We start from the raw sequence: 12,335 nt of genomic DNA, 5'->3' as shown, positions 1-12,335 counted from the left end.
GCCGCGCGGTCGCGCGCCTGCGGTCTGATGTCGATGGAAAAGCACCGGCCGGACGGGCGGCTGTCGCTCCGATACTCTCCGCCGCTGCGCGAGTCAATCCTGCGGCGTCACCACTTCAGGACGACCGAGAGCACAATCACCACGAGCAGAACGGTGGGCACCTCGTTCATCATCCGATGCTGGCGCCCGGTCAGCGTGTTCTGCCCTGCTGCGAAATCCCGCCGCCGTGCCGCGAGCCACATGTGAAACCAGGTCATGGCGATTACGGCCGCCCCCTTGGTCCAGACCCAGAGCTCGGCCCACCCTGCCCCGGCCTGCGGCGTGAAGAGAAGGAGTAGCCCGAAGATCCATGTCACGATCATCGAAGGGTTCATGATCAGCCGAAGGAGCTTCGACTCCATGACCTGAAAGACCGGGTCGATCGTGTCGCCGGGCGTCGAGCGTTCGGTGTGATAGACGTAGATCCTGGGAAGGTAGAACAGCCCGGCCATCCAGGCGATGACTGCAAGGATGTGCAGCGACTTCGTCCATGGATACAGCAGGGCGAGAAGATCCGTCATCGCTGGCTCCGGGCTGGTTCCGGTCACCCCTAGAGTCAATGAAGAAAAAAGAAAAGAAGTTGTGGTTGTAGGTCTGCAGGCACCCTCGGGATATCCCGGTTGTCCCTGCGTTTGTCCACGTGCCGAGCGGCAATGGGGACAAGCGCTGGAAAACAGCAGATAAGCCAAAATTTATCATTTATAAACAATAATTTATGAGAAATCGGCATGGGGATGGAATTGCGGACAACCATCCGGGATACGGTGCATGTTCAAGGTTGTCCTGCCGGGCGGCTTCATCCCGTCCCCATCGGGACAACGCAGGGGCGGCGAGCGGCCAGGCGGGCCATGCCCCGCTGCTTGCATCTTTTCCACTGTTGCCGGAGAAAGTTTCCAAAACCTTTCCGGAAACGGTGCACAGGACCTCCCCATGCAGCAACCGATCGTCCTGGCCTCGGGCTCCGAGGCGCGCGCGCGTCTTCTGCGGGCCGCTGGGCTGCAGATCGAGGTCGATCCGGCGCGGATCGACGAAGTCGCCGTCCGTGCGTCCCTCGAGGCAGAGGACGCCGGTCCGCGCGACGTGGCGGATGTCCTTGCCGAGATGAAGGCGCGCCGGATCAGTGAGAAGCACCCGGGACAACTCGTCCTCGGCGCCGATCAGGTTCTGGAACACGGTGGCGAGGTTCTGGGCAAACCCGCGGACATCGAGGCGGCCCGCGCGCAACTCGAGCGCCTGCGCGGCAGGCGGCATCACTTGCTCTCGGCTGCCGTGGTGTGCCGCGACGGCGAGCCGATATGGCGGCACGTCGGGGTCGCGCGCATGGCGATGCGGGCGTTCTCGGACGCCTATCTGCGCGGCTACCTCGACCGAAACTGGCCGGCCATCGCCGGCAGTGCCGGTGCCTATCGCCTCGAGGAAGAGGGAGTGCGGCTCTTCGCAGCGGTGACGGGCGATCATTTCACCGTTCAGGGGCTGCCCCTGCTCGAGCTCTTGAACTGGCTGGCGGTTACGGGAGAGATCGAGGCATGACCGAGACGCGCATCCCCCTGGCCGGCGTGGTGGGGCACCCCGTGGCGCATTCCAAGTCCCCTCGGCTGCATGGTCACTGGCTGCGCAGTCTCGGGTTGCGCGGGTACTATGTGCCGATGGATGTCGCGCCGGGCGATCTCGAAACGGTGATCCGCACGCTGCCCAAGGCCGGCTTCGTCGGCTTGAACGTGACCATCCCGCACAAGGAGAGGGTGCTCGAGATCGCCGATCTCGTGACCGACCGGGCGACGCTCATCGGAGCGGCCAACACGCTGATCTTCCGCAAGGACGGCAAGGTTCATGCCGACAACACGGACGGATACGGATTCATCGAAAGCCTGCGACAGGGGGCGCCCGGCTGGGATCCGCGCGCCGGACCTGCGGTCGTTCTCGGCGCGGGCGGAGCCGCGCGTGCGATCGTCTCTGCGCTGCGTGACGCGGGCGTGCCGGAGATCATCCTGTGCAATCGAACGCGGGCGCGCGCCGACGCGCTCAAGCAGGAGTTCGGAACGCGGATCCGCGTCGAGGACTGGGTGCAGGCGGGCAACGTCCTCGAGCAGGCGGCGACCGTCGTGAACACCACCTCCCTGGGCATGGTCGGGCATCCCGAACTGCGGGTGCCTCTCGACGGGCTGCGCCGGGGAACAGTCGTGTGCGATCTCGTCTATGCGCCCCTGCAGACCCGGCTACTGCGCGTGGCTGCGGAAATGGGCTGCATCACGGTGGATGGTCTTGGCATGCTGATCCATCAGGCGATTCCGGGGTTCGAGCGGTGGTTCGGCATGCGTCCCGAGGTGGATCAGGCGACGCGCGAGGCGCTGTTGTGAAGACGTTCAAGCTTGGGCTGACAGGCTCGATCGGCATGGGCAAGACTGCGACGGCCCGGCTCTTCGAGCAAGAAGGATGCGCCGTCTGGGATGCGGATGCGGCCGTCCACAGGGCCTATGGGCCGGGCGGCGCTGCGGTGGAACCCTTTCGCGCCGCCTTTCCGGAGGCAGTCGAGGACGGCACCGTGTCGCGCGACGCGCTGCGGCGCATCATCGCGGAGACGTCCGACGCGCTTGCCCGGATCGAGGCCATCGTGCATCCGCTCGTCGCTGCCGATCGGGCGGCTTTCGCGGAGGAGACGGAGGCGGACATCGCGGTGTTCGACATCCCGCTGCTCTACGAGACGGGCGGTGAGCGCGAGATGGATGCAGTGGCTGTCGTGACGGTACCCGCCGAAGAACAGCGCCGGCGCGTGCTCGCGCGGGGGACCATGAGCGGTGACGATCTTGACCGCGTTCTCGCACGTCAGATCCCCAACCCGGAAAAGACGGCGCGCGCCGATTATGTCATCGTGACCGACACGCCGGAGCACGCGCGCGAACAGGTGCGCCGGATCGTGGCTGACATCAGGAGGCGGATGAACGATGCGTGAGATCGTCCTGGATACCGAGACGACGGGCCTCGACCCTTTCGACGGCCACCGCATCGTCGAGATCGGGGCCGTGGAACTCTACAACCATGTTCCCACGGGCAGCCATTTCCACGAATACATCAACCCCGAGCGGCCGATGCCGGAAGAGGCCTTTGCCGTTCACGGTTTGGGTGACGAGTTTCTGCGCGACAAACCCTTGTTCGCGGGAATTTCGGACCGTTTCATCGAGTTCATCGCCGATGCCCGGTTGGTGATCCACAACGCCGAGTTCGACATGCGCTTCATCAACGCGGAGCTCGCACGCATCAGCCTGCCGGAGCTGCCGATGCAGAGGGCGATCGACACCGTGGCGATCGCGCGCAAGCGGTTTCCGGGCTCGCCCGCGTCGCTCGATGCGCTGTGCAGGCGATTCGGCATCGACAATTCCGCCCGCACGCTGCACGGCGCGCTGCTCGATGCCGAGATCCTTGCCGAAGTCTATCTGGAGCTGATCGGCGGCCGCCAGCCGGGTCTGTCTCTCGGGCTCTCGGCAGCCGGAACCGGCGACGGGGCCATGATGGACCAGGGCTGGCGCGCGGGGCAGCGACCGAGACCGCTGCCGCCACGTATCACGCAGGCCGAAGCCGAAGCGCACGACGCGTTCGTCGCCAGGCTTGGGGACCAGAGCCTTTGGCCGGACGCCTGACGGATCAGGCGGTGCCGGTCGGGCCGCTCGGTTCTGCCGCAGGTGCCGCCTCGCCCTGGGTCTGCTGTTCCGATTGCCTCCGCATGATCTCGTTGCGGTAGATCCTGACGAAGTCGATGGTTTCCAGGTTCAGCGGCGGATAGCCGCCGTCCCGCGTGATGTCGCTCACGATGCGGCGCAGGAAGGGGAACAGCATCCGCGGGCATTCGATCAGCAGGTAGGGATGCAGTTGCTGCTCCGGCACGTTCTCGACCTGAAAGACGCCGCAGTAGTCGATTTCCAGCAGGAAAAGCTGGGTGCCGGTTTCCTTCGACTTGGAGTCGATGTTCAGCTTGATCGACACCTCGTACTGGTTCTCGGCCTGGCGGCGCTTGGCGTCTAGATTGACCCGGACCTGGACGTCGGGCTGGCCCTGTGCCTGCCCGCCCTTCTGGACCAGGATGTTCTCGAAGCTCATGTCGCGGATGTACTGCGCGAGCACGTTCATCCGGGGTTGCTGCTGCTGTTGCGGCTGCTGCTGGGGATCCTGCGCCGCCACGCCAGGGGTCGCGCCCTGATCCGCGGGGCCGTTGCCATTCTCGTTATCGTTCATCGGGGTCTCCGCTCAAATTGCATTCATGAGATGATCTACCAGCGAGCGCGGCGAGCCTCAATCAGCGCCGCGGTGCTAGTGGCGTGTCCAGCCGGACCCTTGATGTGTCGGGCGCTTCGCGGATGGCGACTCCTGTGCCGGCTCGTCATGCGGCATGTCCTCGCGCGACACGCGCTCCCATTCGCCGTCGATCACGTCACCCTGAGCGCGCGGCGGCCGACGCGCGGCATTTGGCCCCGCCGGGCCGGTCCCCATCTCGAAGCGCTGCACCTCGATCCTGCGCCCGAGCCACCGCATCAAGGCGACCCGCACGGATGGCACCAGAAGCAACAGCCCGACCGCATCCGTGAAGAAGCCGGGTGTCAGCAGGAGCGCGCCCGAGAACAGGATCATCGCGCCATGCGCCAGCGGTTCCGACGGATCACCCAGTGTGTTGAATCGCTTGCGCAAATCATCGAGCGTCGCGCGGCCCTGACTGCGGACGGCCCAGGTGCCGGCGACGGCGGTCGCGATCACGATTCCGAGGGTCGGCCACAGACCGATCCAGCCGCCGACCTGGATGAAGAGGGCGATTTCGATCAGCGGAACCGCGATGAAGGCTGCCAGAAGCCACATGAGGTGCGCTCCTTTCGGACTCGAGCTTGCGGTGGACTTGTGCACCTGCCTTACCTACATATGCACGGACATCGCTCGTTTCCATGCGCGCCCTGTGAGGTTCAGATGAACTCCCCGCTCCTGCAGCTCTTGGTGCTTGCCGGCATCGCCGTCTTTCTCATCCTGCGCCTGCGCAGCGTGCTCGGCACACGCGACGGCTTTGAGAAGCCGCCCGTCTCAGGGCCGGAGCAGCAGACCCGGGCCGCGCCGCGCCGACCGGAGTTCGAGGTGATCGAAGGTGGCCCCGACGAGGACATCACGGATCACGTGCCGCAGGGCTCCGACGCGGCCGAGGCGCTCGCACGCATGAAATCGGCGGATTCCAGCTTCTCGGTGAGCGAGTTCCTGCAGGGTGCCCGGGGCGCCTACGAAATGATCCTCATGGCGTTCGAGAAGGGCGACATGGAGAGCGTGAAGCCGTTTCTCGCCGAGGACGTCTACGAAAGCTTCGACGAGGTCGTGCGCGAGCGTGAGGCGCAGGGTCTGACCATCGAAGCCGAATTCGTCGGATTGCGCGAGGTCACGCTGGTCGATGCGACCTTCGATACCTCGAGCCGCATGGGCGAGGTCACTGTCCGCTTCGTGGGCGAGCTGACCTCGGTGGTGAAGAACCGCGAGGGCCAGGTCGTGGAGGGCAGCCCGACGGAGGTTCGTCGCCAGAAGGACGTGTGGACCTTCGGCCGCGTCATGGGCTCCGACGATCCGAACTGGCAGCTGGTCGCAACGGGCGAGTGATGCTGCGGGCGCTGGGCGCAGCACTCGCTCTGGGCCTGACGATGACCGGATCCGCGGGCCAGGCCGAGACAACGCGCTCGCTTCTCGACTTCGAAGATCTGCGCGGCTGGGCCGAGGACGACCACGCCGCAGCGCTCGATGCTTTTCTCGAGACCTGTCCCGATCTCGAGGCGCCGGACTGGAGCGCGCTCTGCGCCTTCGCGCAGACCGAAGGGGACGAGGATCCGCGCCGCTTCTTCGAGCTCTTTTTTCGCCCGGTGCTGATCGAGGACGGCCGACCCGCTCTCTTCACCGGGTATTACGAGCCGGAACTCGACGGCGCGCGGCGCAGGACGCCGCGCTTCCGCTACCCGCTCTACCGCACGCCGCCGGAACTCACGCGGAATGCGCCCTGGCTCACGCGACAGGAGATCGCGACCAGCGGTATTCTGGAAGGGCGCGGGCTAGAGATCGCGTGGGTCGATGACCCGGTCGAACTCTTCTTTCTCCAGGTCCAGGGCTCGGGACGTATCCGCCTTCAGGACGGCAGTCTCATCCGGGTGGGCTACGGCGCCGGCAACGGCCACCCCTACCGTTCCGTCGGCCGCGAACTGGTGCGCCGGGGCGTCTATGAGCCCTACCAGGTTTCGGCCCAGGTGATCCGCAACTGGGTCCGCCGCAACCCGGCCGAGGGGCGCGATCTGCTCTTCCACAACCCGTCCTACGTCTTTTTTCGCGAAGTGACGGAGGTGCCGGCGGATCGCGGCCCGCTCGGTGCGATGAACCGGTCGGTCACGCCCCTGCGCACGGTCGCCGTCGATCCCGCGCATGTGCCGTTGGGTGCGCCCGTCTGGATCGAGAAGGACGGCCAGACGCCGATGCGCCGCCTGATGATCGCGCAGGATACCGGCTCGGCGATCAAGGGCGCGCAGCGGGCCGACATCTTCTTCGGAACAGGCGCCGAAGCCGGGCGGCGCGCCGGGCGGTTGCGCGATCCCGGCCGCATGGTCGTGCTCATGCCCATTCAGCGTGCCTATGCGATGCTGCCGGAGCCGCTGCAATGAGCCGCCGCCGTCTCCGGCCCGATGAACTCGCGCTCTGGCACGAGGTGGCCAAGACCGCGCAGCCGCTGGACCGCGCCCGGCCTGCACCGCAGCGCGACGATGCGCCGAAGCGGACCGCGCCGGCGGCCAGACGCAGCCAGACACAGGAGCGTCCTGCCCCCTCGCCCTTTCGCATCGGCCAGTCGGCATCGGGTGGCACCGGCGCGCATGACCTCGCGCCTTCGGTATCCGAACGAGTCAAATCCGAGCCGCTGCGCATGGACCGCAAGACGCACCAGCGGATGAAGCGCGGTCGCCTCGACCCGGAGGCGCGGATCGACCTGCACGGGATGCGGGCCGACGAGGCGCACGCGGCGCTGCAGTCCTTCATCCTCTCGGCGTATGCCCAAGGACGGCGCCTCGTGCTGGTCATCACCGGCAAGGGGCGGCGCTCGGAAGACGAGGGGCCGATCCCCCGGCGGCCCGGCGTCCTGCGTCATCAGTTGCCGCACTGGCTGTCCACGCCGCCGCTGGCGGGGTGCGTGCTTCAGATCCGCGAGGCGCACCTGAAGCACGGCGGCGCAGGCGCTTTCTACGTCTATCTCAGACGCCGGCGCTAGCTGCCGGCGAAGGGCGCGTCGTCGCCCCAGATCTCGCGCACCCGCTCGTCACGTCCGCAGCGGTCGCGGTAGCGCTCATAGGCGGCCCTCTTCGGTACGGCGATGCCGACCGAGGAGACTGGCAGACGCTCGTCGCTCTTGTAGTAGTCCTGATGATAGTCTTCGGCGCGGTAGAACTCGCCCAGATCGAGGACCGGCGTGACGACCTCGCGCCCCAGCTCCTGTTCGGCGCGGCGCTTGGCGGCCTCTGCGTCCTTCCGCGCGGCCTCGCTGCCCACGAAGATCGCGGAACGGTAGCTTTCCCCGCGGTCGCAGAACTGCCCGCCCGCATCGAAGGGGTCGATGGAGCGGAAGAACAGATCGTAGAGCTGCGGTCGGCTGACCTGCGCGGGGTCGTAGCGGATGCGCGCCGCCTCGTAATGGCCGGTGCCGCCGCGCACGACCTGCTTGTAGGTCGGGTTGGCGACGGTCCCGCCGGTGTAGCCCGAGACGACCTCCGTCACGCCGCGCACCTTCTCGAAGTCGGCCTCCACGCACCAGAAACAGCCGCCGGCGACCGTGATGGTTGCGGTCTCCGCCGCGTGCGCATCGGTGGCCTTCACGGTGAAACCTACCGCGATCAACACCGCGAGCAATGCGGGCTTGAGGGTCTTGAGAGCGATCATGGCGTTCGTCCTCCCGGTTCGCATGACGTCAGGGTCCGCCGGTGCAACGCATCAGGACAAGCCACGAAACCGTGCGTCACGCAGAGGTGAACGGGAGCTCGGGAGAGAGATGAAGCGGAGCGGGGGAACCGTGCTCGGCGACCTGGGTATTTCTGGACCATTGAAAGACCTGGGCGCGGGCCGGGGCGCAACCCGTGGCGGCATGTGTGACGCAAGCGCAAAGCGGGTGGCGATATTAGTTTCAGCGGCCCAGCGCCTCACGCGTGTGCGGGCAACGGGCGCCGTCATAAAGCCGGTCGAGCACCTGGGCAAAGACCTCCGGCGCCCCCGGCACCGCCTCGAAGAGCGTCATGGAGGAGCGCAGTTTCAGCGCGTCCACCTCGCCCAGCACATCCTCGGGCGGGGTGCCGTCATGTGCGAGCATCAGCTGCGCCGCCTCTTCCAGCCGCGGGCCGAGGACGGGGTGCGCGAGGTAGTCCGCGGCCTCGTCCAGGCCCGACAGGCCGAAATGGCGCGCGCGCTCGGACCGGCCGAGCGAGGCCAGTTGCGGGAAGACCCACCAGATCCAGTGGCTGGTCTTGCGGCCTGCGCGGAGCTCGGCCCGGACCCGAGGCCAGACCGGCTCCTGCGCCGCGACGAATTCGGACAGCTTAGCCAAGCCGCCGCTTGCGCGCCGCCAGCAATTTCAGCCGCAGCGCGTTGAGCTGGATGAAGCCCGCCGCGTCCGTCTGGTCGTAGGCGCCGGCGTCGTCCTCGAAGGTGACATGCGCCTCGGAATAGAGCGAATGCTCTGACCAGCGGCCGACGGTGCGCGCCGATCCCTTGTAGAGCTTGAGGCGCACGGTGCCGGTGACGTGCTCCTGGCTGCGGTCGATCGCCGCCTGGAGCATCTCGCGCTCGGGCGAGAACCAGAAGCCGTTGTAGATGAGTTCCGCGTAGCGCGGCATCAGCTCGTCCTTGAGATGGGCGGCGCCTCGGTCGAGCGTGATCTGCTCGATCCCCCGGTGCGCCTCCAAGAGCAGCGTGCCGCCCGGCGTCTCGTAGATGCCGCGCGACTTCATGCCGACGAAGCGCCCCTCGACCAGGTCCAGCCGCCCGCAGCCGTGCTTGCCGCCCAGTTCGTTGAGCTTCGTCAGCAGTGCGGCGGGGGACAGGCGCTCGCCATCGATGCTGACGGCATCGCCCTTTTCGAAGCCGATCTCGACATATTCGGGGGTATCGGGCGCAGCCTCGGGGTCCATGGTGCGCTGATAGACGTAGTCCGGCGCCTCCTCGGCGGGATCCTCCAGCACCTTGCCCTCGGACGAGGTGTGCAGAAGGTTTGCGTCGACCGAGAACGGCGCCTCGCCGCGCTTGTCCTTGGCGATGGGAATCTGGTTCTTTTCCGCGAAGTCGATGAGCTTCGTCCGGCTGGTCAGATCCCACTCTCGCCAGGGGGCGATCACCTTGATCTCCGGGTCGAGCGCATAGGCCGAGAGCTCGAAGCGGACCTGATCGTTGCCCTTGCCGGTCGCGCCGTGCGCCACGGCGTCCGCGCCCTCCTGCGCCGCGATCTCGACCAGCCGCTTGGAGATCAGCGGCCGCGCGATCGAGGTGCCGAGCAGGTAGAGCCCCTCGTAGACGGCGTTGGCGCGGAACATCGGAAAGACGAAATCGCGCACGAATTCCTCGCGCAGGTCCTCGATGTAGATCGCGGCGGCGCCCATCATCTCGGCCTTCGCGCGCGCGGGCTCCAGCTCTTCGCCCTGGCCCAGGTCGGCGGTGAAGGTCACCACCTCGCAGCCGTACTCCGTCTGCAACCATTTCAGGATGATCGAGGTGTCGAGCCCGCCGGAATAGGCCAGCACGACTTTCTTCGGCGCGTCCATCGTCATTCTCCCGCGGAAACCGAGGCGCGGATAGCGCCTTTGCCGCAGGCCCGCAAGGCGGCGGGGCTTGCGCGGGCTGCGCCCGCGCGGCAAGGGTGCCGGCATGACCGAGTTCCGCGACGCCGTCCGGGCCGCCGAGGCCGCCATGCGCGAGGTGTTCGAGCCCACGCCGCTCACCCGTAATGCGCATCTGTCCGAGCGCTACGGCGCCGAGATCTGGCTCAAGCGTGAGGATCTTTCGCCGGTGCGCTCCTACAAGCTGCGCGGGGCCTTCAACGCGATGCGCAAGCGGATCGGGCAGGGCCGCCGCTTCGCCTGTGCCAGCGCGGGCAATCACGCGCAGGGCGTGGCCTACATGTGCCGGCATTTCGGGGTGGAGGGCGTGATCTTCATGCCCGTGACCACGCCGCAGCAGAAGATCCAGAAGACGCGGATGTTCGGCGGCGACGCCGTCGAGGTGCGGCTCGTGGGCGACTACGTGGACGACACCCTGCGCGCGGCGCAGGAGCACTGCCGGAAGACCGGGGCGCAGTTTCTCTCGCCCTTCGACGACCCCGACGTGATCGAGGGGCAGGCGAGCGTCGGTCTCGAGATCGAGGCGCAGCTGGGTGGCCCGCCCGACCGTATCGTGCTGCCGGTGGGTGGCGGGGGCCTCTCGGCCGGGGTGCGCGGCTGGTTCGGGCCTGACACCGCGATGACCTTCGTGGAGCCGCAGGGCGCGCGCAGCCTCTTCGCCGCGCTGACGGCCGAAGAGCCGGTGCGGCTCGAGGCGATCAACACCTTCGTCGACGGTGCGGCGGTGGCGATGGTGGGCGACCATCCCTTCGCGCGGCTGCGCGACGTGGATCCCGCCCACGTTCTCGGTGCGCCCGAGGACCGCATCTGCGGCACGATTCTCGAGATGCTGAATGTCGAGGGCATCGTGCTCGAGCCGGCGGGCGCGCTCGCTCTCGACGTGCTTCCCGACATCACGGAGACGATCCGCGGGAAGCGGGTGGTCTGCGTCACCTCCGGCGGCAATTTCGACTTCGAGCGTCTGCCCGAGGTGAAGGAGCGCGCGCAGCGCTATTCCGGCGTGAAGAAGTATTTCATCCTGCGGCTGCCTCAGCGGCCCGGCGCGCTGAAGGATTTCCTCGATTTCCTGGGGCCCGAGGACGACATCGCCCGCTTCGAGTATCTGAAGAAGTCCGCGCGCAACTTCGGCTCGGTGCTGATCGGGATCGAGACCACGCAGGCGGGCAATTTCGAACGGCTCTTCGCGCGGCTCGATGCGGCCGGGATGACCTATCAGGACATCACCGACGACGAGATCCTGGCGCAGTTCCTGATCTGAAGGAGGCGGCGATGGAGCTTGGGGGACGAGTGGCCGTGGTGACCGGCGGAGGGCGCGGAATCGGCCGCGCCATCGCCGCTGCCCTGGTTCGGGAGGGCGGCCGCGTCATGCTGGCCGATCTGGAAGCTGCCCCACAGACGGCGGCGGAACTGGGCGCTGAAGGCATGCGCTGCGACGTGCGCTGTGCGCGCGACATCGAGGCGCTCGTCGCCGAGACGGAACAGCGGCTGGGGCCGGTGGAGATCTTCGTGTCGAACGCCGGCGTGGGCTTCGGCGAGCCCGATCACGCGGCCTCGGCCCCTGACGCGCATTGGCAGGCCTGCTGGGAGGTCAACGTCATGGCGCAGGTGCATGCCGCCCGCGCCGTGCTGCCCGGCATGATCGCGCGCGGCGAGGGGTATCTGGTCAACGTGGCCTCTGCCGCGGGTCTCTTGGCCCAGATCGGCGACGCCGCCTACACCGCGAGCAAGCATGCCGCCGTGGGGTTCGCCGAATCGCTCGCGATCACCCATCGCGACGACGGGGTGCGCGTCTCGGTCGTCTGTCCGCAATACGTCGCCACCGCGATGATCGGTTACGCGGACGGCGACGCAGGGGACGCTTCGGGCGTGCTCTCGCCGGAGTCGGTCGCCGAGGCCGTGCTCGACGGAATGCGGGCCGAGCGCTTCCTGATCCTGCCGCACCCGCAGGTGGCGACACATGTCGCGCGCAAGGCAGGCGACCCCGAACGCTGGCTGGAAGGCATGCGCGCGCTCCGGCGCCGAGCGCTTCAGGAACACGGCCGGGCCGATCCGGTTACGATCCACCGCCTGGTCTGAGGCGGGTCAGGCCGCGAGCCTGCGCGGCAGTTCCGCGAGGAACACGGCCTTCGATTCCGCGAAACAGGCGCGCAGGTCCTCGGCATCCGCCGGTGGCGCGCAGCGCCGTGCGAGCGCGGTGAAGCCGAGATTGAGAGCGCTTCCCTTGAGGAAGTGCAGATCCTCCGATGCAGGCGCGGCAGGATCGAGCCCGGCGAGCGCGCTTTCCACCTCGTCCACGAAAAGGGAGATCACCTCCTGAAAGTCTTCGTCGCCCACTTCCTCGCGCAGGTCGCTCACGCAGGTCCAATCGATCATGGGATCCTCTCGATCCGGAGCCCCCGCGAGCAGATGCGCGGAAAGGCGTAAAGGGAT

General features: G+C 67.4%; 16 protein-coding genes. 9 read left to right on the top strand and 7 right to left on the bottom strand.

What is annotated here, in order from left to right:
• Positions 1-107 precede the first annotated feature (107 nt).
• A complete protein-coding gene (gene hemJ, locus DRV85_RS12020; RefSeq protein ID WP_113289709.1) occupies positions 108-560 on the bottom strand; it encodes a protoporphyrinogen oxidase HemJ in 453 nt (150 codons plus the stop codon).
• Between the two features lie 409 nt (positions 561-969).
• Between hemJ and DRV85_RS12015 the strand changes: the two genes are divergently transcribed.
• Genes DRV85_RS12015 through dnaQ form a run of 4 tightly spaced genes read left to right on the top strand, consistent with a single transcriptional unit; the run spans position 970 to position 3,674 of the window.
• Entirely contained in the window at positions 970-1,569 is a 600-nt protein-coding gene (locus tag DRV85_RS12015) for a Maf family protein (RefSeq protein WP_113289708.1), read from the top strand.
• Positions 1,566-2,396: a shikimate dehydrogenase gene (locus DRV85_RS12010; RefSeq protein ID WP_113289707.1), complete on the top strand. Its 831-nt coding sequence runs from the start codon at positions 1,566-1,568 to the stop codon at positions 2,394-2,396. Before DRV85_RS12015 ends, DRV85_RS12010 begins: the two co-directional genes overlap by 4 nt.
• On the top strand, positions 2,393-2,989 hold the full coding sequence (coaE, locus tag DRV85_RS12005; protein ID WP_275401720.1) for a dephospho-CoA kinase: 597 nt from the start codon (positions 2,393-2,395) through the stop codon (positions 2,987-2,989). Before DRV85_RS12010 ends, coaE begins: the two co-directional genes overlap by 4 nt.
• Positions 2,982-3,674: a DNA polymerase III subunit epsilon gene (gene dnaQ / locus DRV85_RS12000; protein WP_113289706.1), complete on the top strand. Its 693-nt coding sequence runs from the start codon at positions 2,982-2,984 to the stop codon at positions 3,672-3,674. The genes coaE and dnaQ overlap by 8 nt, the downstream gene beginning before the upstream one ends.
• 4 nt (positions 3,675-3,678) lie before the next feature.
• On the opposite strand, the gene secB is transcribed toward dnaQ, so the two are convergent.
• Positions 3,679-4,161, bottom strand: coding sequence for a protein-export chaperone SecB (secB, locus tag DRV85_RS11995; protein ID WP_420820919.1), 483 nt, complete (start codon positions 4,159-4,161; stop codon positions 3,679-3,681).
• A 180-nt stretch (positions 4,162-4,341) separates the two neighbouring features.
• Complete coding sequence (locus DRV85_RS11990) at positions 4,342-4,881, bottom strand: FxsA family protein (protein ID WP_113289704.1); 540 nt, start codon at positions 4,879-4,881, stop codon at positions 4,342-4,344.
• A 105-nt stretch (positions 4,882-4,986) separates the two neighbouring features.
• Between DRV85_RS11990 and DRV85_RS11985 the strand changes: the two genes are divergently transcribed.
• The 3 genes from DRV85_RS11985 to DRV85_RS11975 are packed head-to-tail and all read left to right on the top strand — an operon-like array spanning position 4,987 to position 7,297.
• Positions 4,987-5,655 (top strand): Tim44/TimA family putative adaptor protein, encoded by a 669-nt coding sequence (locus DRV85_RS11985; RefSeq protein ID WP_113289703.1) that lies wholly within the window; start codon positions 4,987-4,989, stop codon positions 5,653-5,655.
• A complete protein-coding gene (mltA, locus tag DRV85_RS11980; protein WP_113289702.1) occupies positions 5,655-6,698 on the top strand; it encodes a murein transglycosylase A in 1,044 nt (347 codons plus the stop codon). The genes DRV85_RS11985 and mltA overlap by 1 nt, the downstream gene beginning before the upstream one ends.
• Positions 6,695-7,297: a Smr/MutS family protein gene (locus DRV85_RS11975; protein ID WP_113289701.1), complete on the top strand. Its 603-nt coding sequence runs from the start codon at positions 6,695-6,697 to the stop codon at positions 7,295-7,297. Before mltA ends, DRV85_RS11975 begins: the two co-directional genes overlap by 4 nt.
• Here the strand turns inward: DRV85_RS11975 and msrA are convergent.
• The 3 genes from msrA to DRV85_RS11960 form a co-directional block, all read right to left on the bottom strand.
• A complete protein-coding gene (gene msrA, locus DRV85_RS11970; RefSeq protein WP_113289700.1) occupies positions 7,294-7,962 on the bottom strand; it encodes a peptide-methionine (S)-S-oxide reductase MsrA in 669 nt (222 codons plus the stop codon). The genes DRV85_RS11975 and msrA overlap by 4 nt on opposite strands.
• A 241-nt stretch (positions 7,963-8,203) precedes the next feature.
• Positions 8,204-8,620, bottom strand: a complete 417-nt coding sequence (locus DRV85_RS11965) for a DUF1810 domain-containing protein (protein ID WP_113289699.1) — start codon at positions 8,618-8,620, stop codon at positions 8,204-8,206.
• On the bottom strand, positions 8,613-9,830 hold the full coding sequence (locus tag DRV85_RS11960; protein WP_113289778.1) for an argininosuccinate synthase: 1,218 nt from the start codon (positions 9,828-9,830) through the stop codon (positions 8,613-8,615). Before DRV85_RS11960 ends, DRV85_RS11965 begins: the two co-directional genes overlap by 8 nt.
• A gap of 103 nt (positions 9,831-9,933) precedes the next feature.
• Between DRV85_RS11960 and ilvA the strand changes: the two genes are divergently transcribed.
• Together ilvA and DRV85_RS11950 are read left to right on the top strand one after the other, a co-directional pair.
• Positions 9,934-11,163 (top strand): threonine ammonia-lyase IlvA, encoded by a 1,230-nt coding sequence (gene ilvA, locus DRV85_RS11955; protein WP_113289777.1) that lies wholly within the window; start codon positions 9,934-9,936, stop codon positions 11,161-11,163.
• A gap of 11 nt (positions 11,164-11,174) precedes the next feature.
• Entirely contained in the window at positions 11,175-11,981 is an 807-nt protein-coding gene (locus DRV85_RS11950) for an SDR family NAD(P)-dependent oxidoreductase (protein ID WP_113289698.1), read from the top strand.
• 6 nt (positions 11,982-11,987) lie between these two features.
• Here DRV85_RS11950 and DRV85_RS11945 read toward each other — a convergent pair whose 3' ends face one another.
• Entirely contained in the window at positions 11,988-12,278 is a 291-nt protein-coding gene (locus DRV85_RS11945; protein ID WP_113289697.1) for an Hpt domain-containing protein, read from the bottom strand.
• Positions 12,279-12,335 lie beyond the last annotated feature (57 nt).

The sequence above is a fragment of the Rhodosalinus halophilus genome (assembly GCF_003298775.1).
Classification (GTDB): domain Bacteria; phylum Pseudomonadota; class Alphaproteobacteria; order Rhodobacterales; family Rhodobacteraceae; genus Rhodosalinus; species Rhodosalinus halophilus.
Note: the sequence above shows the minus strand (reverse complement) of the source record. Positions and strands in the feature narration are given on the sequence as shown.